This is a genomic window from Kluyvera sp. NPDC087067, from assembly GCF_044745165.1.
In the GTDB taxonomy this organism is placed as follows: domain Bacteria; phylum Pseudomonadota; class Gammaproteobacteria; order Enterobacterales; family Enterobacteriaceae; genus Kluyvera.
This window is the reverse complement of sequence record NZ_JBIUZS010000003.1, coordinates 323595-348598: the sequence shown is the minus strand read 5'-3', so window position 1 is coordinate 348598 and position 25004 is coordinate 323595. Positions and strand designations below refer to the sequence as shown.

Genomic DNA, 25004 nt, shown 5'->3' with positions numbered 1-25004 from the left:
GCACGACTAACCGGGCGACGGGCTTAATTACGCTGATTCAAGCATTGCCCAGGGAACCTGCTGCGCGCGAATAGCGGCCTGACGACCGGCAAGCGTACCAAAGATAATGATATCCGCAACGGCATTGCCGCCAATACGATTTCCGCCGTGGATCCCGCCCACGACCTCACCCGCAGCATACGCACCCGGAATCACCTGTTTATTTTCATTCAGCACACAGGTATCCGTATTAATCGTCACCCCACCCATCGTGTGGTGAACGCCGGGGGCAATCTGAATCGCGTGGAACGGCCCTTCATTTAACGGCGCACGCAGCGCCGTTTTGCGGCCAAACTCTTCATCATCCTGTTTTTCGACCGCCATATTGTAACGGGCAAGCGTGGACAGGAACGCCTCCTCTTGCAATCCTAGTTTAGCCGCCAGTTCGCTGGCCGTGCTGGCGCTGGTGACCAGGCCTTTCGCAATGTATTCATCTGCGGCTTTATTTTTGCTGCGCACATGCTCATCAAAGACGATGTACGCGTAGTGCTCTGGAAGCGCAATAATCGCCGCGGAGACTTTGTCGCGGGTCTCCATCTCATTAAAGAAACGGCTGCCCTGCTGGCTAACCAGAATAGCACCGCCACCGCGAATGGATTCAGAGACCAGATACGAGGTTTTCTGTTCGACAGTCGGGTGAATCTGAATTTCCCCCATATCAACCGTACCCGCACCGATACGTTCCAGCAGCGCGATACCGCCGCCGGTTGCACCTTTGTGGTTGGTGGTCACGAAACCAGCCAAATCAGGACGATATTTCACCACCATCTCACTGTTGGCGCTGAAGCCGCCGGTCGCCATAATAATGCTCCGGGTCTGGACGGTCAGGGTTTCTTTTTCGTCAGTCAGCAGGCGAACAGCCGAGACTTCGCCATTTTCCATCACGATATCGACCACCGAGGTGTCGAGCATGACATCAATATCACGTTTGGTGACATTGCGTACCAGCCCGCTGATTAAATAGCCGCCAACGGCAGAACCATCTTTTGGACGATGCGTACGGTCAATACTCATCCCACCGGTGGTGGTGATGTCGTTGAGCATGATGCCACGGTCAGCCAGCCATTCGATGGCCTGTGGCGCGGTTTCCACAAAGCGACGAAGCAGCGCGGGATTGTTTTTGTGTTGTCCACCTTTGAGCGTTTCTTCATAGAACAGCTCTTTGCTGTCCTGAATGCCCTTAACCCGCTGGAAGCGCGTTTCGGCGGCGTTCATCCCTGCGGAAGCTTTAATGGTGTTGCCACCAATGGTCGGCATTTTTTCCACAATCAGCACGCGCGCGCCGTCATCATGTGCCTGAATGGCGGCCGCAAGACCGGCGCCGCCGCTACCCACAACCACGACATCATAGGCCTGAGGGGCAGACGACTCGCCGCCTTCCTCAGCCTGTAGCGCTTTGCTGGATTTCACCATCGCTTTTGATACGGCTTTTTTTACCGCTTCACTTTGGCTGGTTGCGCCGGAGATAGCATCAACGTGCGGCGTGTTGGCATCAAGAATACGCGAGCGAATTTCTTCAAAACTGGTGACAAACTCCACGTCCTGATCGACACCGCCGGTCAGTTCGATATCGGCAATACGGTCTGTTTCCAGACTGACGTTAATGACCAGTTCGCCTGCTTCATCCTGCACCTTTTCAATAAAGACGCCCGGTTTGAATTTAGATACCGTCATGCTCATGTCACGGATCATCGCCTCCACCAGCGAGAATCGCCACAGCGGTTCTGGTATGTTCAGCGCTTCACGTTGGGTGCTATCGATAAACAGTTCGAGTGTTTGCGCATCGGCAATACGCTGGGCCCAATCCGGGTAGGCGATACAGGCACGACCCACGGCGACTAAGTCGTAGCCATGCGTCATCGCGGTCTCAACGTCACTTTCGTTTACCACTCCGCCGACACCCATAACAGGTATCTGCGCCAGCGTATCAGAACGCATGGCAACGTATTTTTCAATCAGCGGGGTCGGGTCATTAATATCGACAATTGATGGTCGCAAGGTGGCGCCAACCGAGAAGTGCAGATAGTCCAGCCCGCGAGCGGCCAGTTTTTCCAGCAGATAGAGGGTATCGTCGAAACGGATGCCGGGAACTTCCATCTCTTCAGGGGAGAAACGGTAACCGATAATGAACGAATCATCCGCATACTGGCGCACCATTTTATGGGTGATTTCCAGTACCGCCAGCGGGAACTTCGCGCGATTATCGCGGCTGCCGCCCCACTCATCATCACGCTGATTTGAGTTTGGTGAATAAAATTGCTGAATCAGATAGGTGTTTGCACCATGCAGCTCAACGCCGTCAAAACCTGCCTGAATGGCACGACGCACGGCATCACCAAACTTGCCCACCATCGCTTCCACTTCTTCAGTGGATAGCGCAACCGGCGTTGCAGCCCCCTCACGCGGCGCGGCAACCGCACTCGGGCCAACCGGCGTACGGCCGCCAATCAGTTTTGGTTCGACCATACGGCCGCCGTGGTAGATTTGCAGGAGCGCTTTGGAACCCTGAGACTTAATAGCTTCAGCAATTTTTGCCAGGCCCGCGATCTTTTCATCGCTATCGATCCCAAGCGCGCCCGGGAAGGCCAGACCTAAATCGTCAACAAAACAACACTCTACGATGATGGTGCCGATGCTTCCGGCACGTGCACGGTAGTACTCTACCAGCTCGCTACTCACAGACCCGTCATAATAACCGGCGCATGTCGTCATGGGTGCCATAAATAAGCGGTTTTTGAGCTCGGTACCGTTGGGTAATGTGAAGGAGCTGAATACGCGATGATCACTGTTCATAATAGGAAACTCCAAACTTTAAAAATTAAATTCAAGAATTCGGGATCGGGCTGCATTTGAGTTATTTGTTATGCCGATATCATGGTATTAATATAACGCTAATTTTAGTTACTAAAGTCATTACGTTAGTTATAAAACTATTTAATCCCATTAATAACACCAATACCCCCATAGTGTTATTAATTAATTCCAATTTAATTCGCAAATATTTAACAACCACCTTTTTAAATATACCCTATTCAGCAGTGGACAAACCAGTCAAAATCACAATCAAAAACTCACAAAATCAATGATTTACAAATAAACGCAATTTCAAAAGCAATGTTAAAAATTTGTTTTATATATTCCTAACCCTTATAATAACCAACAAACAAATAGGGTTATATAAAAAAGAACAAAAATATCACAGCGGTTCCGTTTTTTTGATCGTGATCAATTGCAATAGTCGCTAAAAGCGCATTATATGAATATAAAGATTTTTTAATCTGGCGCTTAATAAAATAGCGACAGCGACTCATTTTAAAAATTACCGAGCAGACCTTTAAAATCTAAATAAAGTAAAAAAACTAAAAAAAGCAGCGCGGTAATTATTCAAACCAAATTATTAACTACTTATAGAAGCGTAATATGAACGAGAAATCTGCGACATCGCACTCACCGACGCCGGTGAGTAAACCAAAGGACGGTAACAAAAACCGTCTTCTGATGATGGCACTCCCCGTTATCGTGGCCGTGCTATTACTCTTTGTCCCGGTTCCTGAGGGGCTTCCTCCTTATGCATGGCACTATTTCGCCATCTTCGTTGGCGTGATTGTCGGTCTTATCTTCGAACCACTGCCGGGTGCGGTAATCGGCCTGACCGGCGTGGTGGCTATCGCCTTATGTAGCCAATGGGTGCTGTTTAGCCCGGAACAAATGGCGGCGCCAAAGTTTCAGCTGGCCGGTGCGTCCTTTAAGTGGGCCGTAAGCGGCTTTGGTAACTCTACCGTCTGGCTTATCTTCGGTGCCTTCATGTTCGCCGCCGGCTACGATAAAACACGCTTCGGCCGCCGTCTGGCGCTGATTCTGGTGAAATATCTCGGCCGCCGTAGTCTGACTCTGGGCTATGCCATTACGCTGGCTGACCTGCTGCTGGCTCCATTTACTCCGTCGAACACTGCGCGTAGCGGCGGAACAATCTACCCGATTATTGCCAATCTGCCACCGCTGTACGGCTCAAAACCAAACGATCCGAGCGCGCGTAAAATTGGTTCGTATCTCATGTGGGTGGCGATTACCGCAGCCTGTATCACCAGCTCGATGTTCCTTTCAGCGCTTGCCCCCAATCTGCTGGCGCTGGCGCTGGTGAAAAGCATCGTGGGGATTAACATCTCCTGGGGCACCTGGTTTATCGCGTTCCTGCCGGTCGGCGTACTGCTGATTCTGGTTATGCCACTGCTGGCTTACTGGTTCTATCCGCCGGAAGTGAAAGTGAATGATGAAGTTCCGCTGTGGGCCGCTCGTGAGCTGGAGAAACTGGGCAAGCTGTCACGTAACGAAATCCTGCTGCTGGTCTTCGTGTGCTGCGCGCTGATGATGTGGATCTTTGCTGCCGCCTGGATTGAACCGGCTATGGCTGCCCTGTTAATCATCGGCCTGATGCTGTGGACCGGCGTACTGGAATGGAACGATATCACCGGCAATAAAGCCGCATGGAATACCTTTGTGTGGTTCGCCACCCTGGTGGCTCTGGCTGACGGCCTCTCTTCAACCGGCTTCATTGGCTGGCTGGGTAAAGAAGGCGGCTTGCTGATGAGCGGGATTTCCCCGGGCGTCGCGACTATCGTGCTGCTGCTGGCGTTCTATCTGCTGCACTATCTGTTTGCCAGCACCACGGCACACACCACCGCCCTGCTGCCCGCCATGCTGACCATCGCGTCAACCATTCCGGGTATGAACATGAATGTGTTCGTGATGCTGATGGTGACCTCATTAGGTATCATGGGGATCATCACCCCATATGGCACCGGCCCAAGCCCGATTTACTACGGTAGTGGCTATCTGCCAACCAAAGATTATTGGCGCCTCGGCACCATCTTTGGCGGCATCTTCCTGGCGGCTCTGCTGTTCATTGGCTACCCGTGGATGTCCATGATGTTGTGATTCATAACCGTCGGTGGGCAACCTCCGGCGGTTTTATTTTTATGGAGTGAAAAGCTATGTCGAATAAACCGTTTTTCTATCAGAATCCTTTCCCGTTGGCCCCCGACGATACCGAATACTACCTACTGACTCGCGACCACGTCAGCGTCTGCGAGTTTGACGGCCAGGAAGTGTTAAAAGTGGCACCAGAAGCCCTGACCCTTCTTGCACAACAGGCATTTCACGATGCCGCTTTTATGCTGCGTCCATCGCACCAGAAACAGGTTGCCGCCATTCTGAGCGACCCACAGGCCAGCGAGAACGATAAATACGTGGCCCTGCAGTTCCTGCGCAACTCCGAAATCGCCGCCAAAGGCATTCTGCCAACCTGTCAGGATACCGGTACCGCCATCATCATGGGCAAAAAAGGCCAGCGCGTATGGACCGGCGGTGGCGACGAAGCGGCATTATCGCAAGGCGTGTACAACACCTACATCTCCGACAACCTGCGCTATTCTCAGAACGCCGCGCTGGATATGTATAAAGAGGTGAATACTGGCACCAATCTGCCCGCACAGATTGATCTCTATAGCGTTGACGGTGACGAGTATAAATTCCTCTGCGTCGCCAAAGGCGGCGGTTCGGCAAACAAAACCTATCTGTATCAGGAAACCAAAGCGCTGATTACCCCGGCGAAGTTGAAAAACTACCTGGTTGAGAAGATGCGTACCCTGGGAACGGCAGCCTGTCCGCCGTATCACATTGCCTTTGTTATCGGGGGAACCTCGGCGGAAGTCACGCTGAAAACGGTCAAACTGGCTTCTGCACGCTACTACGACGGTTTACCCACCGAAGGAAACGAGCGCGGCCAGGCGTTTCGCGATGTGAAACTGGAGCAGGAATTGATGGCTGAGGCGCAAAACCTGGGCCTCGGCGCACAGTTTGGCGGTAAATACTTTGCTCACGACATCCGGGTGATCCGCCTGCCGCGCCACGGCGCATCCTGCCCTATCGGCATGGGGGTTTCCTGCTCTGCCGACCGCAACATCAAGGCGAAAATCAACCGCCACGGCATCTGGATTGAAAAGCTTGAGCATAATCCTGCGCAATACATCCCGGAATCACTGCGCCAGCAAGGTGAAGGCGATGCGGTGAGCATCAATCTCAATCAACCGATGAGCGAGATTCTAGCGCAACTTTCTGCGCATCCGGTCTCCACCCGCCTCTCGCTGAATGGCACCATTATCGTGGCGCGTGATATTGCGCATGCCAAACTTAAAGAGCTTCTCGATAACGGTGAAGCGCTGCCGCAGTACGTTAAAGATCACCCAATCTACTACGCTGGCCCGGCTAAAACGCCTGAAGGGTATGCTTCTGGTTCATTAGGCCCAACAACCGCCGGTCGTATGGACTCCTATGTCGATTTACTCCAGTCTCATGGCGCAAGCATGGTGATGCTGGCAAAAGGCAACCGTAGCCAGCAGGTGACTGACGCCTGTCACAAACACGGTGGCTTCTATCTCGGCAGCATCGGCGGCCCAGCCGCAGTGCTGGCCCAAAGCAGCATTAAGAGTCTGGAATGCGTGGCCTACCCCGAACTGGGGATGGAAGCTATCTGGAAAATAGAGGTCGAAAACTTCCCGGCCTTTATCCTGGTCGATGATAAAGGTAACGACTTCTTCCAGCAGATCCAGAACAAACAGTGTGCAGGATGTTCCCAGAGATAACAAAGTGACATAAAGCCCCTCACGGGGCTTTTGCCCGAACAAGAGTAGGTCTTATTCGGTATTGTTAACGCCAGAATATATTGCGGAGTCAATACGCACGTCTGTTTAAAAATAAATGAATAAAGCATCGTCATGGGATGGAGAAAAACGATAATAAGTTTGCGATAATAGTCCCAGGAAAAATAATGCGTAAATTTATCTTCAGTGCTTTCATTCTGTTGCTCACAGCCTGTTCTTCGTCCCCTCCTCCTGTACTGAATAAAATTGATTCATTGCAAATCCCGGTGGTGCAAAACTCTCACTCAGCAGCCTCCTCCGCAGAGATAGCGTTATTGCATCAACAAAACAGAACAATACTTGATCATCTGACGATGAAGCTTAAAACGGATTATCTCGCCGATGTCAGTACGGCGGATATTTTTGACAACCACAGTCAGGCACATCAGGTGTATTTATCACTGTCAAAGTTAGATCAGATGAGATCGGTCAATAACCATTATCTTAAAGAAAAAAATATGAATGGCCTGCGCAAAGTTAATGACGCGCTGGCGAGCTTGTGACAACGCTAAAAAAGCGCCCTGGTTTTACCATTCTGCCCCCTTAGAGAGGCGCTATCGTCTACGTGGAGAACACGCGGTGAGTGTACTATGCATAAAAACAGCACGTAGAGTCTATTCCTGTGTTCAACATCACAGTTGACGACAGAATGAAGTGACGAGTGGCGGTTACGAAAATATTCTACAAATGTTTCAAGAGCAGAAATCGACGATGGTCGGAGTATGGAAGGGGTTAAAATGGCGGAGAGAGGGGGATTTGAACCCCCGGTAGAGTTGCCCCTACTCTAGTTTTCGAGACTAGTCCGTTCAGCCGCTCCGGCATCTCTCCGTTTTGATAGTTGCCATCATGCCGCGTTATTTGGCATTTTAACAGACCCAGTCTCTTCAATTGCCTTCAAGTGACGAGTTTGCGAGCAAAAAGATGATTAAATGGCCCTGGAAAGCAAGTGACACTACCGATAAAGCTGATATGCCGTGGGCACAGGCCCTGGCCATCCCCGTATTAGCGAATCTAACCCATGAGGAACAGGCTAAGTTGGTACAACTTGCCGAGCGTTTTTTACAACAAAAACGGTTGGTGTTCTTACAAGGGTTAGTCGTTGAGCCGGTCAATGAAGCGCGAATTGCCTTGCTATTTTGCCTGCCTATCATGGAGCTCGGTCTGGAGTGGCTCGACGGTTTCCATGAAGTGCTGATCTACCCTGCTCCTTTCGTTGTTGATGACGAATGGGAAGATGATATTGGACTGGTGCACAACCAGCGCGTGGTGCAGTCCGGGCAAAGCTGGCAGCAAGGGCCAATTGTTCTTAACTGGCTGGATATTCAGGATTCTTTTGATGCCTCCGGCTTTAATCTCATCATCCATGAAGTGGCGCACAAGCTTGATACCCGCAACGGCGATCGCGCCAGCGGTGTGCCGCTGATTCATTTGCGTGAAGTCGCCGGTTGGGAACACGACCTGCATGCCGCAATGAATAACATTCAGGATGAAATTGATTTAGTGGGGGAAAACGCCGCCAGTATTGATGCCTATGCGGCAACCGATCCGGCGGAATGCTTTGCGGTGCTCTCTGAGTATTTTTTCAGCGCCCCAGAACTTTTCGCTCCACGTTTCCCGGCGCTGTGGCAACGTTTCAGCGGCTTCTACCAGCAAGATCCCCTGCAACGCCTACGGGATAATAATCAACACGATGAAAAATCTTCAGTAGTACACTAAAACAACATCTTGCGTTAAATGCAGCCAATTGAATCAGCAAGTTAAATTTAGTGTTGACACAATTATCGTGGGCCAGTAGTATTCGCCTCGTTCACACGATTCCTCTGTAGTTCAGTCGGTAGAACGGCGGACTGTTAATCCGTATGTCACTGGTTCGAGTCCAGTCAGAGGAGCCATATTTAAGAAGCCTGCTTAGGAAACTAAGCGGGCTTTTTGCTTTTTACTCGCCAAACAACTCGTGCTCTATCGCCCTTTTCAACCCTCCCTGCTTCGCATTAATCCACTGATTGATATTCCCCACGATGGTAAGTGATATTGCTAAAAGACATCATTTCTCTTTTACGCCACATCACGAATATCTATAAATATCAATAATTGAAAAATTGATGTGTGCATTTAATTCATTCCCCTTATAACCATAAACGCCAATATTACCCCAGAGTAACCGGCCATTTAACACCCGTGAATAACGGTGGATTCAGCTAACAAGCCATCTTTCGATGGCTTAACAATTATTACGTTATAAGGAAATTAACATGCAATTAGACTTCACACTTCAGTTTACGGATAACGCCTGGTATCCCACGCTTGATATTAATAATTTCAAATCCACCACGGGTGAAAGCATTAATATCAAGGAAAAAATGGTTTTGTCATTTAGCGCACCGGGGAAAATTACCGAAGGGGATATCACCGTCACCACAAATCCATGGTGTGAGCTTAAGACAGCCATTGAGTCGAGCGAAATCTCCAGCGGTATTTTTGATATCAAACTGACCATCACCGCCGCAAGCGGGGCTATTGGCGATTCTATCGAAAATATCCACATGGGCGTCAACGTCTCGTCTGATTCCGCTGCCAAATGGGATACCTTCAAAAATACCTTTACCGTCGCGGCTGATGAAGAGACGCAAACCGCCGGCGAACTGGTTGTGACCTGCGCCGCGCTGCCTGCCGGCCTTGAAAATACCGCCGTTGAATTGGTGTTAGTTCGTGGTGAAAAGAGCGAAATTCTTAATCCTGTCGCCGGGAAAAACACCTTCAATATTGATGCGGGTTCCTATACGGTTTCGGCGGCAGAGCTGCGCACGGCCGATGGCACGGTGCGCGCCGGGATCATTCTGAGTGCCGATACCCTGACCGTGACTAAAGGTCAGCGCACCTCTCTGACCGTCGCGTTCGCGCCTGCTGAACGCAGCACCACGCTGGATATTTCGATTGATTTGGCCGCCGACCATGCGCTTTATCGTGAAGAGATGAGCCTGGCCTATCTGGAAAATAACGTTGAGAAACAGCGTTTCACCTTGTCCGCCGGACAAAATCTGCGTCTTGAGCAGCTCCCAGTGTCAGGTCAATTCAGCGTTCGCATCGACGACATTAAATTAAACAACGTCCACTATCAGTTTGATGCCGCCACTGGCGCGTTGGACAACAAACTGCATAAAGTGACATTTGCTCATGAACAGATTCGTCAAAACGATGACTCGCAGAGCCCATCTGCGGCGCTTACCGTCATCGTGAAAGCAGAGAAAAATGTGGCCGCCACTTTTGATTTGCGCCTGATTGAGCAAAACACCCTGCCGCGTCAATATCACTTCACCAACCTGCCGATGCAATCAGGTAGCCAGACGCAATCAGCCAAACTGGCGCAGGGATTGTATCAGGTAGCCTCTGGCACGCTGATTCACGATGGCGTGGTGCATTATATTGATGTCGATTCTGCGACGCTAAACGTCGACGGCAAGTCTCCGGTCACGCTGACGGTGACCGTCGTCGAAGGCGCGAATTTGCAGGTGAAAGGTTTCCCGGACTACCTGAGCTTTGGCGGCTGCGCGGATATGTCACCGAGCAACGTTGCGGATTTAGCCGAAGCGCGCGTTTCCTCGCTGTTCAAATATTCCGGTGATGACGGTATGGGCGATGCCTCCGCTTATCTGGATCCGACCAAAGAGCCAACGTCAAAAATCATCCAGATGGCGCGCGATGTGGAAGCCATTACCCATGACAGCGTACTGCCGGTGATGGTTTCCTATACCTGTAACTTATCGTTAGGCGACGTCGAGAATATTATTGATGATCCCCTGCGCCATAAATTCAGCTTCGCAAACTTCATCCAGGCTCTGCAAATGGCGCAGGCCATGAAGGATGACGAGCATTCGGTACCTGCGGGCTTTATCGTTAACCCGGATTACTTAGGTGAATGTCAGAAGTACGGTTTCAAGCCGGACTATGCCATCCCGGTTCGCCAGCCGCTTTCAGAAGCGATGGCGCACCATGGCGTTAATATCGCCATCCCAGCGGCTATCACGGATACCCTGAAAGGCTATATTACCGGCGTAAACTGGTTAGTTCGCGTTGTGGCACCGGATGTTGTGCTCGGCTGGCAGCTCAACTTATGGAGCGTCGGCGGCTCGCAATGGGTGTACAACGACTTCACCTATGACGATGTCTTTGACCCGGAAGATGGCGTGAAGAAGAGAATGACCATCGACCCAGCGCTGGCGGGCAAACTTTCCGCTCAATATGCGCTGCTCGTAGGTGTATTTGACGATATCGAGTATGTCCGTGCTGACGGTACAACTGCGGTCGCCAAAGGTGCTGATTTCATGGCAGCCGACCGCTATGAAGCCGACGACTTTACCGCTCGCGCCTATAAAAATGGCTACTGCTATTCGCCGTTCGAGTGGGATCGGACGTTCGATTTCTGCGCCTCTTTAAGCCGCCATTTACGTCAACCCGTTCTGCCGTGGCAGATGCCAGCAAGCCGCCTGGCAAGCGTATCTGAAGAGGTCGGTTCGCTGGATGAGCAATTCTGGGGAACCGGCGGCAGCTATCTGATGGGTCATGCTGAAATTGGTGATTCCGTCGAGGCGATTAACGCCAATCTGCTGAATATCGAATTCCTCGATGTCCACACCAGCATGATGGGGCATAACCCGAAAGAGCTGTTTAGCCGTCATGAATGGGATTTTTCACAGCCTAAATACGGTGACTTCCCATCACGCGGTATTTTCCATGTTCAGGTTGGCGGCGGCGCTACCACCGGCGTGGTGAGTGCAGTAAACCGCAATAGCAGCAGCTGGATGCGCGCGAAGCTTAAAGCCTATCGCAACAATCCTGTGAAGTTCAGCAAATAACCTCTGTCGCTACCCACTCCCGGTGGGTAGCGTTTTTCCTGGCAGCGCTAAATCTGATAATCCAGCACCGTTTCTTCAAGCTCCATCGCCTGCCGTTTAATCTCGTCAAGCGACAAACCGGCATTACACAGCTCAATAAAGCGCCAAACATAGTTACGCTGAAGTTGACCGCGTTTGAGCCCCAGCCAGACGGTATTCGCATCAAAGAGATGGTGCGTATCCAGGCGCACCAGGCTACCCAACTCCTGCGGATCGCTCGACTGCTCGGCCACCAGACCAATCCCGAGCCCTAACTCCACGTAGGTTTTAATCACGTCAGAATCCTGCGCGCTGAGGACGATATCCGGCGTGAGCCCTTTGCGACTAAAAGCCTCATCAATGCGTGAACGACCGGTAATGCCTTGTCGATAGGTGATTAACGGCCAGCGGGCAATCGCTTCCAGCGTCAGCGGCGTTATCTGGGTGAGCGGATGATCTTTTGGCACCAGCAGATTGTGATGCCAGCGGAACCAGGGGAAAGCCACCAGCGTGGCGTCGTTGCTAAGACGTTCGCTGGCGATACCGATATCCGCGCCGCCGCTATGCAGCAGAGCATCAATTTCCTGTGGCGTTCCCTGAATCAGCTCAAGACGCACATCCTCAAAAATCTCACGGAAGGCTTTAATGACGGGAGGCAGGCTATATCGCGCCTGCGTGTGGGTGGTGGCAATCGTCAACACGCCAGAGGCATCGTTGGTAAACAGATCCGCCAGACGACGCACGTTGCTGGCTTCATTCAGAATCCGCTCAGCAATTACCAATAATGCTTTACCCGGCTCGGTCATTCCAAGCAGACGCTTCCCGCGTCGGATAAAAATCTCAATTCCCAGCTCTTCCTCAAGCTCGCGAATATGGCGGCTGACGCCGGACTGAGAGGTATAAAGCATATTGGCAACTTCGGTCAGGTTATAGTCCTGCCGCGCCGCTTCACGAATTATTTTGAGTTGCTGGAAGTTCACGCTTCACTCCGGTTCAATCAGACATTACGCTATTGTTAAAGTCTGTCGTCCTTGTGAACAAATAATAAAAACCAGCAACTTATATCTGAATGGAATATAAGCTTAGCTGACCAGCTGCAATTCCCGATTATCCAGCATCGGACGGCTCACCAGCGAGATCAAAATCTCCTTCACCGCCTGCGCCTGCGGCGTCAGTTGTCCACGGGCGGAAACGTTAAGCGACAGCGGCAGACTCATCGAAGGCGTGGTAATGCGTGCCATCCAGCCGTTGGCGGCGCTACACAGCGAACGCGCGGCCGACTCTGGCAGTACCGTTACACCCATTCCGCTGGCGATGGCGGCGGTGAGCGTTGAGATCGATTCAATTTCACCGATAATTTTTGCCGTTAAGCGGCGCAGCGAAAACGCCTCATCCACGCGAGCGCGAACAGCGCTGTAATCACGCGGCAGAAACAGATTCATTTCCGCAACCGCGGTCAGGTCGACGCTCTGCCCCGGGCAATTACTTGTCCCTACCAGATACAAATCCTCTTTCAGCAGCGGCTGGCCGACAATGCCCGCCAGCGGCGTGCGGTCATAAAGCACGGCCATATCCAGCTGATTACTTAGCAGCTTTTCGTTAAGCACCGTACCGCTGTTTTCGTGCAAATAGACCATAACCTCCGGCAGCTCATTACGCACCGCCTGAAGCAGCGGCATCGTAATCGACGAAGCCGCCGTGCCGGGCGCCAGACCGATGGAAACCGTACCGCTCAGCGTTTGCCCTACGTTATTGACGGCAAGGTGGGCCTGTTCACATTGGCGTAAAATCGTTCTGGCATGGGTATAGAGCACCTTGCCCGCTTCGGTTGGCGTCACACCCCGTTTGGTGCGGATGAGCAGTTGCTGATCGAGTTCCCCTTCCAGCGTTGCGACCTGCTGGCTCAGCGCAGGCTGTGCAATATGCAACACTTCAGCAGCCTGAGTCAGGCTACCGATATCGACGATTTTTACGAAATATTTGAGTCGTCTGAAGTTCATTTTTGCCTCCGAAAGGATCCACTGCCACACTGGCGTTAAGTACCAAAGGGAGTTGCAAGATGCTTGCCAGTTTTAAAATTTAAGCAAATTCCTATGGGATCCTATGGATAGCGGCCTTTTTCGGCACGGTCAGAAGATAGCGATATGCTCCATAAGGGGTATTCCTGCACTTTCGCGGTGCAAATGAGCTAAAAAAACAGCAACCGCGCGTGAATTGCTGAAATTGTCAGCAAACGAACCTATTAGCCCTTTTCACCCTTTGACAAGCCAGAGGGACATCGTTAATATGCGCCTCGTTCACACGATTCCTCTGTAGTTCAGTCGGTAGAACGGCGGACTGTTAATCCGTATGTCACTGGTTCGAGTCCAGTCAGAGGAGCCAAATTTAAGAAGCCTGCTTAGGAAACTAAGCAGGCTTTTTGCTTTTCTGCGTTTGCCTTTTACATCTAATATCTCAGCTCAGAATGGCCTCCAGTCTGGCAACCACTTCATTCACAATAACTTCAGGTATTCGTTCAAGATATTTGCCGTTCCGCGCTTCCATATCAATGGTTCTGGGCTGGTCACAACGAATTACTCCCGTTGTTTTCGTTCCTGCGCCATCCAGTGAAACAGTAAACCCCGCTGCGCGGGCAAAGTTACCACCGTTGGTCACGGGAACAACCACAGGTAGCCGGGTAAACTGATTAAAGGACGCCGGAGAAACAATCAGTACTGGACGCCTTCCGCTTTGTTCATGCCCGGCAATCGGATCCAGTGAAACGAGCCAGATTTCCCCTCTGTCCATCTACAGGATCTCCTTGCCCATCGCAGGCGCATCAATCCATTCCCGACCCTCTTCGCTTATTTCAGCGTGCGGATCGCACTGCGCCAGCAGTTCTTCGAGTGAATAGCGTGGACGTTTTTGAGGTTCAATTATCAGGCAGCCACTATCAATGGTCATGCCCACTTCGCTGTCCGTCGACAGCCCCAGCGTTTTCAGCACGGCGGGAGGAACCGCCAGCATGACAGATCCGCCAACCTTTTTCAGGCGAGTGGTATACATAGAGCACCTCCGAATATTATATTTTAATATAACATCTGCGGTAGGCGATGCACAATTATTCATCAGATTCATTGTGATTTCATTAGCGTAATAAAGCGTGAAGAAAGACTTACCCCATCGAAGGACAGATCCGGCAGTTTTCAAAGGCGACATTGCCGGTAAAACGGCGACCATCCTGATACATCAGGCGCTTCTTTCAGGTCATGAAGCATTTCGTGCAGGCGGGAGCTTAGTGCGTAGCAAGGAAGGCTGATAATAGGAAACTGTCTCTGCGATACAAAGGATTATGACGGTTCGAATAAACGAAATGCGGCGCAGCTTCCGAATTCGGGCTGCGCCGCAATAATGTCGGCGGAATGCCAGTCCTGTTGCGTCATGTCGTCACCTCGTCAATAAATTAGTACGGTGATATCCGTGGCAGCATTGAAGGGAACAGCAAGTAACGGATGCGCTTGAGTGTCGATTGTAGCCAAAATGGCAGCCTCCAGTATGGTGTTTGAAACCACCACCAGAGGTTCCAATCGCATGGGTAGTGGACTGAACAGGGTTGGAACTACCGGCCATACTGGAACCAGCACTTCATTCACACTCGATACTGTTCATATTCCACAGCCTCGCGCACCTTCACCAGCGCCGCACGCAAATGTTCCAGCGTTACCGAACCCAGCGCAATTCGAAGAGCCTGAGGCACCGTTTGTGAGGTACAAAAAGGGTCAGCCGTTGACACGGAGATATTATTTTCCATCAGCACGTTGGCCAGTCTGTCCGCCCGCGACTCATCCGGTAGAGGCAGCCAGGCAAAATAGGAGTTGGGATGGGTGAGATAAGTCAGCCCGCCAAAGATGTCTCTTAATATGGCCTGTCGTTTGCGGGCATCACGCCTCTTTAAGATCTCAAAGCGGTTAATGGTGCCGTCCTCAATCCAGGTGCAGATAATTCGCGTCATCAGCGAGGGCGTATTCCACGTGGTCGCGCGGACAGCCCTTTCCAGTGCGGCCCGATTAGAGCCCGGACAGACCACAACGCCGACTCGCAGCCCGGTCGCCACATTTTTAGAGAATCCGGTGATATAGACCGTCCGCTCCGGCGCATAAGAAGCCAGCGGTGGAGGCGGTGTGCGACAAAGATACGCGTAGGCCGCATCTTCAATAATCAACAGGTCATGCGCGTTCGCAATGTCTGCCAGGGTTTGCCGCTGACGGTGACTTAGCACCCAGCCCAGCGGATTGTGAAGGGTCGGCATAACGTACACGGCCCTGATGCGCCGTTTTTGACAAAGTTGTTTGAGCGCAACCAAATCTGGCCCATGGGACAAAGACGGGATCGCGACCAGTTCGAGGTGATAAAGCTCCGCCAGCGCCTTAAACCCCGAATAGGTTAACGCATCTACCGCCACGACATCACCTGGCCGCAAAAGCCCCATGACCGTCACGGTCAGCCCATGCTGTGCGCCATCGACGATAATCACGTTGTCCGCCGACGGCTGAAATCCGCGGGAACTAAGGTGCCTTGCAATAAGCGTCCTATCGTTTACTCTGCCCGCATGGGGCTGATAGCGTAAGTGCGCCTCGATATCACCCGCCGCCGCAATCTGGCGGAGGGCATCACGCAAGTGCTCACCCTGCCCCGGCAAAGACGGATAGTTAAAGTTAAGGTCGATAACATCCGTCGCCACGGCTTGCTGGTCAAGGCCGTGACCGTTAGGCAGAGAAAGCTCGCGGACAAACGTGCCCCGTCCGGTTTCGCCGCTCACCAATCCCATCGCTTCCAGCTCGTGATAAACCCGCGTCGCCGTAGCAAGCGAGATATGTTCTTGCGCCGACAGCACGCGATGCGTCGGCAGGCGCGCTCCCGCAGCCAGCTCCCCGCTTCTGATGAAATGGGCAAATCTGTCTACGATGCTTTTGTATCGTGCCTTCATCAATTGTATCCATGACAATTATTTGATTGTCTTAGATCGCTGAGATTACCATCCGCCCAATAAATGCTCAAACCGTAGAGCGCGGTGACATAAGTGAGGTGTGTGGTGGATTCAGGATTAGCGAAATCGCATTCGGACTCAATTTCCGGCTGGATGAATGGGCTGCTGGGGGTGGTCATTTTTAGCGGCTCTTTACCCGCAACGCGCATTGCCGTGCTGCATATGTCCCCTTTCTTTCTGACCTTTACGCGCGCCTCGCTCGCGGGGATGCTGGCGGTTGGTCTTATCGTGGGATTACGGCAAAAAAGACCACATGCTTCGCAAATTTTACCGTTAATTGTGGTGTCATTGGGTGTGGTTATTGGTTTCCCTTTGCTGACCGCGATGGCGCTTCAGCACGTCACCTCCGCGCACTCTATCGTCTTTCTTGGGCTGCTGCCGCTCTCCACCGCTATTTTTGGCGTTTTGCGCGGCGGGGAGCGCCCGGCAATAGCCTTCTGGATCTTTTCGCTTATCGGCAGTTGTCTGGTGATGGGATTTGCCCTGTTACAAAGCGCATCCGTTTCGCTGACCGGCGATCTTCTGATGCTGGCAGCGGTCGCTGTTTGCGGCCTGGGATATGCGGAAGGGGCAAAGTTGACGCGTGTTATGGGCGGCTGGCAGGTCATCAGCTGGGCGTTAATTATCGCATTACCGGCGATGCTGTGCGCCACGGTGGTTACGCTGCCGGAGAGCTTTAACACGATGACAGCGGCAACCTGGGCGGCGCTGGGATATGTCTCGCTATTCAGTATGTTGATTGGCTTTATCTTCTGGTACAAAGGGCTGGCAATGGGCGGCATCGCCACGGTCGGGCAATTACAGCTGCTCCAGCCTTTTCTGGGACTGGGCCTGTCCGCAACACTTCTCCATGAATCGGTGAGCCCTTCGATGGTTCTGGCGACGCTCGGCGTCATTGGCTGTGTTATCGGCGCGCGCAAATTTTCCCGTTAAACATACCCCGGAAGCCATTGGGTTTCCGGGGCTGCGCGTTATTTACAGTGCCGCCCGGATCATATCCAGCACCTGCATATTGCGCACCGTCTCTTCCAACGGGATCAGCCGCGACGGCTCGTTCAAAACGGCGCTTGAAAAGTTGCGCACCTCTGCCTGATAGCGATCCGATTCGCTGACAGGCAGTTCACGCACACCTTCCGATGTGTGCAGGTAAATCGTGCCCGCATCATCGAGGAAAGGCTTATCAATGCACAGCATGCCTTTAGTCCCGATAATTTCGGCATAGTTACGACCAAACGCATTGAAACCACAGTGAATGTTGGCAATGAGGCCATCATCGTACTGCAGGAGAGCAGAAAGGTTGGTATCGACGCCCTGATCCGTTTCGCAGAGCGCTTTACACTCTACAGGCAGGCGTCCGGTTATCATGCCAATAAAGTTAACCGGATAGCATCCCACATCGTATAGCGAACCGCCCCCCAGCGCGGGTTGCATCTTGATGGTATTTGGGCGGTCTAACAGGAAACGGAACGACACGTTGATATGACGGATATCGCCCAGCTCGCCGCTTTCCACCGCGTCTTTCACCACCCGCACCCGGTCGGTGTACTGGTACATAAAAGCTTCCATCAACAGGCGATTGTGTTTTCGCGCAACCTGCTGCATCTCCTGCGCTTCGGCGGCGGTTAGGCCCAGCGGTTTTTCACACAACACGTGTTTACCGGCTTCCAGTGCGCGTATAACCCACTCTTTATGCAGGGAATTTGGCAGCGGAATATAGACCGCCTGAATCGCGTCATCGGCGAGCAGTGCGGCATAATCGCCGTAGCTCTGCTCCCATTCCCCGGTCGGTAGCTCCGCTTTATTGCGCGAGGCTACGGCATAGACACGCGCGTTTTCGGCACGGTTAATCGCCGGAATGACCGAATTTTTAGCGATACGGGCATAGCCCAATACCCCCCAGTTAACCACATCACTCATTCAATTCTCCTTTTCAAACGGCGAAGCTCCTGAACGGAGACACCTTAGCAAAAAGCCCGCATCAGGCGGGCTCCAGGCAATATGTATTCGTACGATCACAGCGTATTGTGTGATGTACTGATGTTCACCGGCATCCCGGAACGGCGCGTAAGCGTCGCGCTGGCCCGACCGGCATCAACCCCTTCCCCTTGTGTAAAACTACGCAGGGCCGGCGTAATAGGCAATGGAACTTTGTTGTCCGATTCATATTCTGCGCGGTTGCGCGATAATGGCTCGTGAACCTCAATCCAGCGGCTGCCATCCGGTTCGGTAGTGTATTTCACCGGCTGGTCGATAATCTGCACCCGCGTGCCCACGGGCACGTTATCAAAGAGATATTTAATATCGTCATTGCGAAGGCGAATACAGCCCTGGCTCACGCGCAGGCCGATACCGAAATTCGCATTCGTACCGTGGATAGCATAAAGGCGACCAATATAGATGGCGTACAGCCCCATGGGATTATCGGGCCCGGCAGGCACAAATGCTGGCAGACTTTCACCGCGTCTGGCGTACTCACGACGGGTATTCGCCGTTGGCGTCCAGGTCGGGCCTTCCGTTTTACGTTCCACGGCGGTCACCCAGTTGCGCGGCGTTTCACGACCTGCCTCCCCGATGCCAATCGGCAGGACTTCCACGTTACCGCTATCGGGCGGGTAGTAATAAAGGCGCATTTCCGCGACGTTCACGACAATGCCCTGTCGCACCGTATTCGGTAAAATCAGCTGCTGAGGCACCACCAGCGTTGACCCGGATTTTGGTAAAAAGACATCCACTCCAGGATTCGCTTCGAGCATGTTGCTCAGCCCCTGCCCATACTGGGCGGCAAACGCCTCCAGCGGCAGATGGTTATTCTCCGGCACCGTGATATTGAGCGTGCTGCCCACCAGCCGACTCCCCTCCGGGGGGAGCGGATACGTCACAGCAAGCGCGCTGTGGCTGCATAATGCCAACATAAGCGAACACAACAGGTTAACCCGAGGTTTCATTTCCCTTTCCTCATTCACGGCAGATATCGGTTAATTATAGCTTTTTTCCCTCGGCGCGCTGCGATTACCGTCCCAATGGAATAATGTGCTTAAAGGTTAATCAGTTGTTATGTTGACGCGGGCTAGCGCTTTTGTTTCATCATCGGCTGACATACTATCGGGAAAAGCTGCAGATTTGACACAAGGAGCGAACGATGAGTAACACGGGCATGAATCTGACCCCTGAGCAAGCGCTGGATAAACTCCAGGCGCTGTACGATCAATCGGTAAAAGCATTACGTGACGCGATTCGTCTGTTCATTGACGACCGCTCCCTGCCCAGCGCACAGGCGCGAGCCAACGGATTATTTGTCTACCCTCAGCTCTCCGTGTCCTGGAGCGGATGCGCGCACAAAGCACAAAAAACCCGCGCGTTTGGCCGCTTCACCCATTCTGGTTGCTATACCACCACCATCACGCAGCCCGCGCTGTTCCGCAGCTATTTACTCGAACAACTTACCTTGCTGCATGAAGATTATGATGCGCAGATTGAGGTGGGCGCCTCTGAGCATGAGATTCCGTTCCCCTATGTCATAGACGGCCTGAACCTTGACCGCTCGATGAGCGCAGATCTAACCCGTTTCTTCCCCACCACCGAGCTGTCGCAAATTGGAGATGAAACGGCGGATGGCCTCACTCATCCGACTGAGTTTTACCCGCTATCCCACTTCGACGCGCGACGCGTGGATTTTTCTCTGGCACGTTTACGCCACTATACGGGGACGCCGGTCGAGCATTTCCAGCCGTTTGTGTTGTTTACTAACTACACCCGTTACGTCGATGAATTTGTGCGTTGGAGCTGTAGCCAAATCCTCGACCCGGATAGCCCATATGTCTCGCTCTCCTGTGCTGGTGGCGTCTGGATCACCGCCGATACCGAAGCCCCAGAAGAGGCCATTTCTGATTTGGCGTGGAAAAAGCATCAAATGCCGGCCTGGCATTTGATCACTAAAGACGGTCAGGGGATCACCTTAATTAATATTGGCGTGGGGCCGTCCAACGCGAAGAATATTTGCGATCACTTAGCGGTTCTGCGTCCAGATGTATGGCTGATGATTGGCCACTGCGGCGGTCTGCGTGAAAGCCAGTCGATTGGCGATTATGTACTGGCGCATGCTTACCTGCGTGACGACCATGTCCTTAACGCCGTATTGCCGCCCGATATCCCCATCCCGAGCATTGCCGAAGTACAGCGCGCGTTATACGACGCCACGAAGCAAGTCAGCGGCATGCCGGGCGAGGAAGTTAAGCAGCGTCTGCGCACCGGTACGGTTGTGACCACGGACGATCGTAATTGGGAGCTCCGTTACTCCGCCTCTTCACTGCGCTTCAACTTAAGCCGCGCGGTAGCGATTGATATGGAAAGCGCCACCATTGCCGCACAAGGCTACCGTTTCCGCGTTCCCTACGGCACCTTGCTGTGCGTGTCGGACAAGCCGCTGCACGGTGAGATTAAGCTACCAGGACAGGCAAACCGCTTTTATGAAGGCGCGATTTCCGAGCACTTGCAAATTGGTATTCGCGCCATCGACCTGCTGCGTGCCGAGGGCGACCGTCTTCACTCACGCAAATTACGCACCTTTAACGAGCCGCCTTTCCGATAAGCGAAAAACGGTTAACGTCTGCATTCAAGCCTGCCTGATAGCAGGCTTTTTTTATCGAATGAGAATGGGAAAATAGAAAAGCAAAAAGCCCGCTTAGTTTCCTAAGCGGGCTTCTTAAATATGGCTCCTCTGACTGGACTCGAACCAGTGACATACGGATTAACAGTCCGCCGTTCTACCGACTGAACTACAGAGGAATCGTGTGAACGGGGCGAATATTAACGGGGTGCCCCGTGGTTGTCAAAGCCTGTTTGGCACAAAATAATTCGTTTGCCGATTTATTCTGCAATTCGTTTAAAAACCGTCTTCATTCGCCGATTTATACCGCAGTTATGGGTTATCCGTGGTCTGTTTTTTTAACGACGCGTACTTCCATGCCCAACGACCGGTTCGCAGACGGTGGTAGAAACATGAGGCACGCGTTGCCCAGTCGAGGAACATCCCCATCCAGACCCCGACCACGCCCATTCCCAGCACGATCCCCAGTACGTAGCCCACCACCACGCGGCAGCCCCACATGCTGAGCATTGAGACCCACATAGCAAAGCGAACATCACGGGCGCCTTTAAAGCCCGCCGGCAGCACCCAGGAGGCGGCCCAGATAGGCATAAAGGCGGCGTTCATCCATAGCAGGACTTTTACCACCTCTTTGACGTCTTGATCGTGGGTGTAGAAGGATGCAAAAAGCCCGGCAAACGGTGCGGTGCCCCAGGCGATAAGCGTCAATACAATGGTCGACATCCAGAAGACATGGCGTAATTGCCGCTCAGCCTGCGCCAACTGCCCGGTGCCCAGGCGTTTACCGGTGATAATCGTCGAGGCCGACCCGAGGGCGTTGCCGGGTAAGTTAATGAGTGCTGCCACCGAGAAAGCGATAAAGTTACCGGCAATCACGTCGGTGCCCATCCCTGCGACAAACATCTGAGTCAGCAGCTTACCGCCGTTGAACAATACGGATTCAACGCTTGCGGGAATACCAATGCCCATCACCTCCCAGATAATGGCGAAATTGAGCGGCTTGAAGTAGCTTTTCAGCGGGATCCGCAGCGCCGGGTTGAAGCCCACCATCAGCACGATGATAGTTACCACCGCGCCAATATAACGAGAGATGGTTAACCCAAGCCCGGCACCGGCAAAGCCCATCCCGTCCCAGGAGAAGATCCCGTAAATTAAGATGCTGCTGATAATAATATTGAGGATATTCATCCCGCCATTAATCATCAGCGGAATTTTGGTATTCCCTGCCCCGCGCAACGCACCACTGCCAATCAGCGCAATCGCCGCCGCCGGGTAACTCAATACCGTCAGTTCAAGGTAGGTTAGCGCCAGAGCTTTAACTTCGGCATTGGCATCACCGGCAACAATATTGATGATTTCAGCGCCGAAATAGTGGATAACCGCCGCCAGCACAATCGCAAACAGCGTCATGATCACCAGCGACTGACGTGCCGCCGCGCGCGCTCTGCGTCTGTCGCGCTTACCGAGACTAAAGGCCACCACCACCGTGGTGCCAAGATCAACCGCAGCAAAGAAGGCCATAATGACCATATTGAAGCTGTCGGCCAGGCCCACTCCCGCCATTGCCTCTTTCCCCAACCAACTCACAAGGAAAGTACTCAACACGCCCATTAACAGGACGCAGGTATTTTCCAGGAAGATAGGCACAGCAAGAGGGGTGATTTCACGCCAGAAGAGAACTCGATAACTTTTGCGTTTTTTAAACCAGGGAGTGCTTGTGACGACCTGGCGTAGGGCGGCGGTGACGTTCAAAATGGGCCTTAGATCAGAAAGTTGAAACTCCATTTCAAATGATGATGGAGAAATGCTGATCCTGCAAAACATTTTTCCTTAATTTTTGTTGGGAATGGCGACAAATTGTTGATGGAATAGGCAAATGCATCACGTGATGGTAATTGATGTTTGACAAAAATTTTTTCGCCGCTAAGATACGACTCCACACCGATTCCTCTGTAGTTCAGTCGGTAGAACGGCGGACTGTTAATCCGTATGTCACTGGTTCGAGTCCAGTCAGAGGAGCCAAATTTTAGTTTCTGTGCGTCTCAGCATGTTTCAATAGCGTTTTGATTCAGAGAGTTAGCCTGGGAACTTATCTTAGGGGATATTGAGCGTTCAACTCATGTCCCTGTCTGACGCGAAAATCCGTAGTATCAAGCCTTCTGCTAAACCCTTCATACTCAATGATTCACCCGGCCTGTATCTGCTTGTCAACTACGGCGGTTAATATATTTGGATCGATTCGTGTTTTCCATATTGGTGAAAGTGGGTTGAATAGTGTGTCAGATTCCTGCCAGAGGCTAGTGCAGTTTCACGGTCACGCGGCAGCCAAGCCTGACGGCAATGCAGGCCGATGCCGATCATAAAAAGAGCTGACGCTCCGCTTCAGGAAGCGTCAGTTGTTACAGTACAAATCCGTAGTGAGAACCATCCGGCAGTTCAATATCAAGGCGAAGCTTGCCACCGGTTGCTTCCACATAACGTTTAAGCGTGGAAAGTTTCAGATCGCGGCCCGGTTTTTCCATACCCGCAACGGTAGGCTGTCTGATACCCAGCGCCTGCGCCATTTCTACCTGCGTTTTCTGTACCTTCTCACGTAGCTCAGCAAGATGGATGTTGAGCAGAATGTCCGTCGCCACCGCTTGAGCTTCGGCCACGACTTCAGGTTTTTCATCCGCAATAAGCTGCTCTAGCGTTCTGCCCATCGCATTACTCCTTCTCTTTTAATGTGTTCAGCCAGTTCATGAATTCCCGATCTGCGACCGGGAGCATCTCATCGTAAAAACGTTTTTCATTACCAACCTTATTTCCGCCACAAAGCACAATGCCTGTACGGGCCGGGCCAAAAGCGAAAGACGCCCGTATCGAATCGCCCCGACTCTGAATACGCAACTCTTTCATGTTGCTGTAGCGTGAACCTCTGACCGTATCGGCATAAGGTCTGGACAACCCTGGCCCCTTTTCTCGCAGGACTAACAGCGCTGCCAGCACGCTGACCCGAACGGTATCATTGAGCGAGGCAAACCAGTTATCAAACGTATCCGTTGTTTTAATTGTCCACACGGGATCCCCCAATCAATATAGGTTAAATACTATATAGCTGTAAAGCTATAAAATTGATTATGAAGGTATGGAATGAGGGATTCATGCGTCTTTGCTGCAAAGCTGAAGACGCATTCGGGTAATTCAGTGAATAACCTGCAAGACATTTAACGTTTTACGCGCTGTACCGAAAACCAGTTCAGGTATTGATACATGAGGAGTGACCTTAGCTGCAACACAGTCCAATATTTTCAAAGGTCATCTGTATTCGTGCCCCTAAGTTAGGTTTGCCGATTTTTCCCACCCCACTCACACATTAAATCCAGAATTGGCATTAATGACTCCCCGCGTTTTGTCAGACTGTATTCAACTTTCGGCGGTATTTGAGGGTACTCCACCCGGTTGATTATTCCATCTTGCTCTAGCTCTTTTAGTGTATTACTCAGAGTCTTGAAAGAAATCGTACCGATACGGCGTTTAAGCTCGTTGTAGCGCATGACGGGTTTATTTTCATTTAACCAGTACATCACTATCATTTTATATTTTCCACTCACCAGGGAAAGCGTATAACCAAAATCGGTTTCCTGCAGGTTGATACCGGTCTGTGAGCATGTTTCAGAATTCATTTACACTCTCCTTTTGGTAAGTATATAACCTAAATTTGCGTACTTCACAAAAAATAAAACCAATCATATACTCCTGAGCAACCTAACCGCAAGTCAGCC

20 protein-coding genes and 5 tRNA genes are annotated in these 25004 nt (G+C 51.9%); 10 read left to right on the top strand and 15 right to left on the bottom strand.

The genetic code is table 11. From position 1 onward, the window contains the following. Positions 1 to 27: 27 nt before the first annotated feature. Positions 28 to 2832, bottom strand: a complete 2805-nt coding sequence (locus tag ACIPDS_RS10350) for a flavocytochrome c (protein WP_400735195.1) — start codon at positions 2830 to 2832, stop codon at positions 28 to 30. 627 nt (positions 2833 to 3459) lie between these two features. On the opposite strand from ACIPDS_RS10350, the gene ACIPDS_RS10345 reads away from it, so the two are divergent. The 3 genes from ACIPDS_RS10345 to ACIPDS_RS10335 all read left to right on the top strand — a co-directional run bounded on the left by ACIPDS_RS10345 (position 3460) and on the right by ACIPDS_RS10335 (position 7240). Continuing rightward, complete coding sequence (locus ACIPDS_RS10345; protein ID WP_400735193.1) at positions 3460 to 4974, top strand: anion permease; 1515 nt, start codon at positions 3460 to 3462, stop codon at positions 4972 to 4974. 56 nt (positions 4975 to 5030) lie between these two features. Then, the gene (fumA, locus tag ACIPDS_RS10340; protein WP_400735191.1) at positions 5031 to 6680 is read left to right on the top strand and encodes a class I fumarate hydratase FumA; all 1650 of its coding nucleotides are present in this window, start codon (positions 5031 to 5033) and stop codon (positions 6678 to 6680) included. A 185-nt stretch (positions 6681 to 6865) separates the two neighbouring features. Next, positions 6866 to 7240 (top strand): hypothetical protein, encoded by a 375-nt coding sequence (locus ACIPDS_RS10335; RefSeq protein ID WP_400735189.1) that lies wholly within the window; start codon positions 6866 to 6868, stop codon positions 7238 to 7240. Between the two features lie 235 nt (positions 7241 to 7475). Here ACIPDS_RS10335 and ACIPDS_RS10330 read toward each other — a convergent pair. Then, positions 7476 to 7565, bottom strand: a tRNA-Ser gene (locus ACIPDS_RS10330). Between the two features lie 93 nt (positions 7566 to 7658). Here ACIPDS_RS10330 and mtfA point away from each other — a divergent pair. The 3 genes from mtfA (at position 7659) to ACIPDS_RS10315 (ending at position 11590) form a co-directional block, all read left to right on the top strand. Then, positions 7659 to 8453, top strand: a complete 795-nt coding sequence (gene mtfA, locus ACIPDS_RS10325) for a DgsA anti-repressor MtfA (RefSeq protein ID WP_166513469.1) — start codon at positions 7659 to 7661, stop codon at positions 8451 to 8453. Positions 8454 to 8553: 100 nt separating this feature from the next. Next, positions 8554 to 8629, top strand: a tRNA-Asn gene (locus tag ACIPDS_RS10320). A 360-nt stretch (positions 8630 to 8989) separates the two neighbouring features. Then, positions 8990 to 11590: a hypothetical protein gene (locus ACIPDS_RS10315; RefSeq protein WP_400735186.1), complete on the top strand. Its 2601-nt coding sequence runs from the start codon at positions 8990 to 8992 to the stop codon at positions 11588 to 11590. A 47-nt stretch (positions 11591 to 11637) separates the two neighbouring features. Here ACIPDS_RS10315 and cbl read toward each other — a convergent pair whose 3' ends face one another. Next, positions 11638 to 12588, bottom strand: a complete 951-nt coding sequence (gene cbl / locus ACIPDS_RS10310) for an HTH-type transcriptional regulator Cbl (protein WP_400735184.1) — start codon at positions 12586 to 12588, stop codon at positions 11638 to 11640. Positions 12589 to 12690: 102 nt separating this feature from the next. Next, complete coding sequence (nac, locus tag ACIPDS_RS10305) at positions 12691 to 13608, bottom strand: nitrogen assimilation transcriptional regulator NAC (protein ID WP_400735182.1); 918 nt, start codon at positions 13606 to 13608, stop codon at positions 12691 to 12693. 306 nt (positions 13609 to 13914) lie between these two features. On the opposite strand from nac, the gene ACIPDS_RS10300 reads away from it, so the two are divergent. After that, positions 13915 to 13990: transfer RNA gene (locus ACIPDS_RS10300), tRNA-Asn, on the top strand. 72 nt (positions 13991 to 14062) lie between these two features. Here ACIPDS_RS10300 and ACIPDS_RS10295 read toward each other — a convergent pair. From ACIPDS_RS10295 to ACIPDS_RS10285, 3 genes are all read right to left on the bottom strand, one after another. Continuing rightward, positions 14063 to 14395: a type II toxin-antitoxin system PemK/MazF family toxin gene (locus ACIPDS_RS10295; RefSeq protein ID WP_207806652.1), complete on the bottom strand. Its 333-nt coding sequence runs from the start codon at positions 14393 to 14395 to the stop codon at positions 14063 to 14065. Continuing rightward, complete coding sequence (locus ACIPDS_RS10290) at positions 14396 to 14653, bottom strand: AbrB/MazE/SpoVT family DNA-binding domain-containing protein (protein ID WP_400735179.1); 258 nt, start codon at positions 14651 to 14653, stop codon at positions 14396 to 14398. It abuts the gene before it with no gap. A gap of 583 nt (positions 14654 to 15236) precedes the next feature. After that, the gene (locus tag ACIPDS_RS10285) at positions 15237 to 16574 is read right to left on the bottom strand and encodes a PLP-dependent aminotransferase family protein (RefSeq protein ID WP_400735177.1); all 1338 of its coding nucleotides are present in this window, start codon (positions 16572 to 16574) and stop codon (positions 15237 to 15239) included. Positions 16575 to 16676: 102 nt separating this feature from the next. Here ACIPDS_RS10285 and ACIPDS_RS10280 point away from each other — a divergent pair, with 102 nt between their 5' ends. After that, entirely contained in the window at positions 16677 to 17567 is an 891-nt protein-coding gene (locus tag ACIPDS_RS10280) for a DMT family transporter (RefSeq protein ID WP_400735592.1), read from the top strand. A 42-nt stretch (positions 17568 to 17609) separates the two neighbouring features. Here the strand turns inward: ACIPDS_RS10280 and ACIPDS_RS10275 are convergent, their stop codons facing one another. Further along, positions 17610 to 18551: a Gfo/Idh/MocA family protein gene (locus tag ACIPDS_RS10275; protein WP_400735175.1), complete on the bottom strand. Its 942-nt coding sequence runs from the start codon at positions 18549 to 18551 to the stop codon at positions 17610 to 17612. A 95-nt stretch (positions 18552 to 18646) separates the two neighbouring features. Then, positions 18647 to 19579: a L,D-transpeptidase gene (gene ldtA / locus ACIPDS_RS10270; protein WP_400735173.1), complete on the bottom strand. Its 933-nt coding sequence runs from the start codon at positions 19577 to 19579 to the stop codon at positions 18647 to 18649. A 194-nt stretch (positions 19580 to 19773) separates the two neighbouring features. On the opposite strand from ldtA, the gene ACIPDS_RS10265 reads away from it, so the two are divergent. Beyond that, positions 19774 to 21222 carry an AMP nucleosidase gene (locus tag ACIPDS_RS10265; RefSeq protein ID WP_400735171.1) on the top strand — a complete coding sequence of 483 codons (1449 nt, stop codon included), beginning with the start codon at positions 19774 to 19776 and terminating at the stop codon, positions 21220 to 21222. 121 nt (positions 21223 to 21343) lie between these two features. On the opposite strand, the gene ACIPDS_RS10260 is transcribed toward ACIPDS_RS10265, so the two are convergent. The 3 genes from ACIPDS_RS10260 to ACIPDS_RS10250 all read right to left on the bottom strand — a co-directional run bounded on the left by ACIPDS_RS10260 (position 21344) and on the right by ACIPDS_RS10250 (position 23180). After that, positions 21344 to 21419 (bottom strand) — tRNA-Asn (locus ACIPDS_RS10260). Positions 21420 to 21552: 133 nt separating this feature from the next. Further along, complete coding sequence (locus ACIPDS_RS10255; RefSeq protein ID WP_400735169.1) at positions 21553 to 23025, bottom strand: EmmdR/YeeO family multidrug/toxin efflux MATE transporter; 1473 nt, start codon at positions 23023 to 23025, stop codon at positions 21553 to 21555. Continuing rightward, the gene (locus ACIPDS_RS10250; RefSeq protein ID WP_400735167.1) at positions 23001 to 23180 is read right to left on the bottom strand and encodes a DUF5951 family protein; all 180 of its coding nucleotides are present in this window, start codon (positions 23178 to 23180) and stop codon (positions 23001 to 23003) included. The genes ACIPDS_RS10255 and ACIPDS_RS10250 overlap by 25 nt, the downstream gene beginning before the upstream one ends. Positions 23181 to 23186: 6 nt before the next feature. Between ACIPDS_RS10250 and ACIPDS_RS10245 the strand changes: the two genes are divergently transcribed. Further along, positions 23187 to 23262: transfer RNA gene (locus ACIPDS_RS10245), tRNA-Asn, on the top strand. Positions 23263 to 23639: 377 nt separating this feature from the next. Here ACIPDS_RS10245 and ACIPDS_RS10240 read toward each other — a convergent pair. The 3 genes from ACIPDS_RS10240 to ACIPDS_RS10230 all read right to left on the bottom strand — a co-directional run bounded on the left by ACIPDS_RS10240 (position 23640) and on the right by ACIPDS_RS10230 (position 24905). Next, on the bottom strand, positions 23640 to 23942 hold the full coding sequence (locus ACIPDS_RS10240; protein ID WP_400735165.1) for a helix-turn-helix domain-containing protein: 303 nt from the start codon (positions 23940 to 23942) through the stop codon (positions 23640 to 23642). A gap of 4 nt (positions 23943 to 23946) precedes the next feature. Further along, a complete protein-coding gene (locus tag ACIPDS_RS10235) occupies positions 23947 to 24300 on the bottom strand; it encodes a type II toxin-antitoxin system RelE/ParE family toxin (protein ID WP_400735163.1) in 354 nt (117 codons plus the stop codon). A gap of 260 nt (positions 24301 to 24560) precedes the next feature. Next, on the bottom strand, positions 24561 to 24905 hold the full coding sequence (locus ACIPDS_RS10230) for a winged helix-turn-helix transcriptional regulator (RefSeq protein WP_400735161.1): 345 nt from the start codon (positions 24903 to 24905) through the stop codon (positions 24561 to 24563). Positions 24906 to 25004 lie beyond the last annotated feature (99 nt).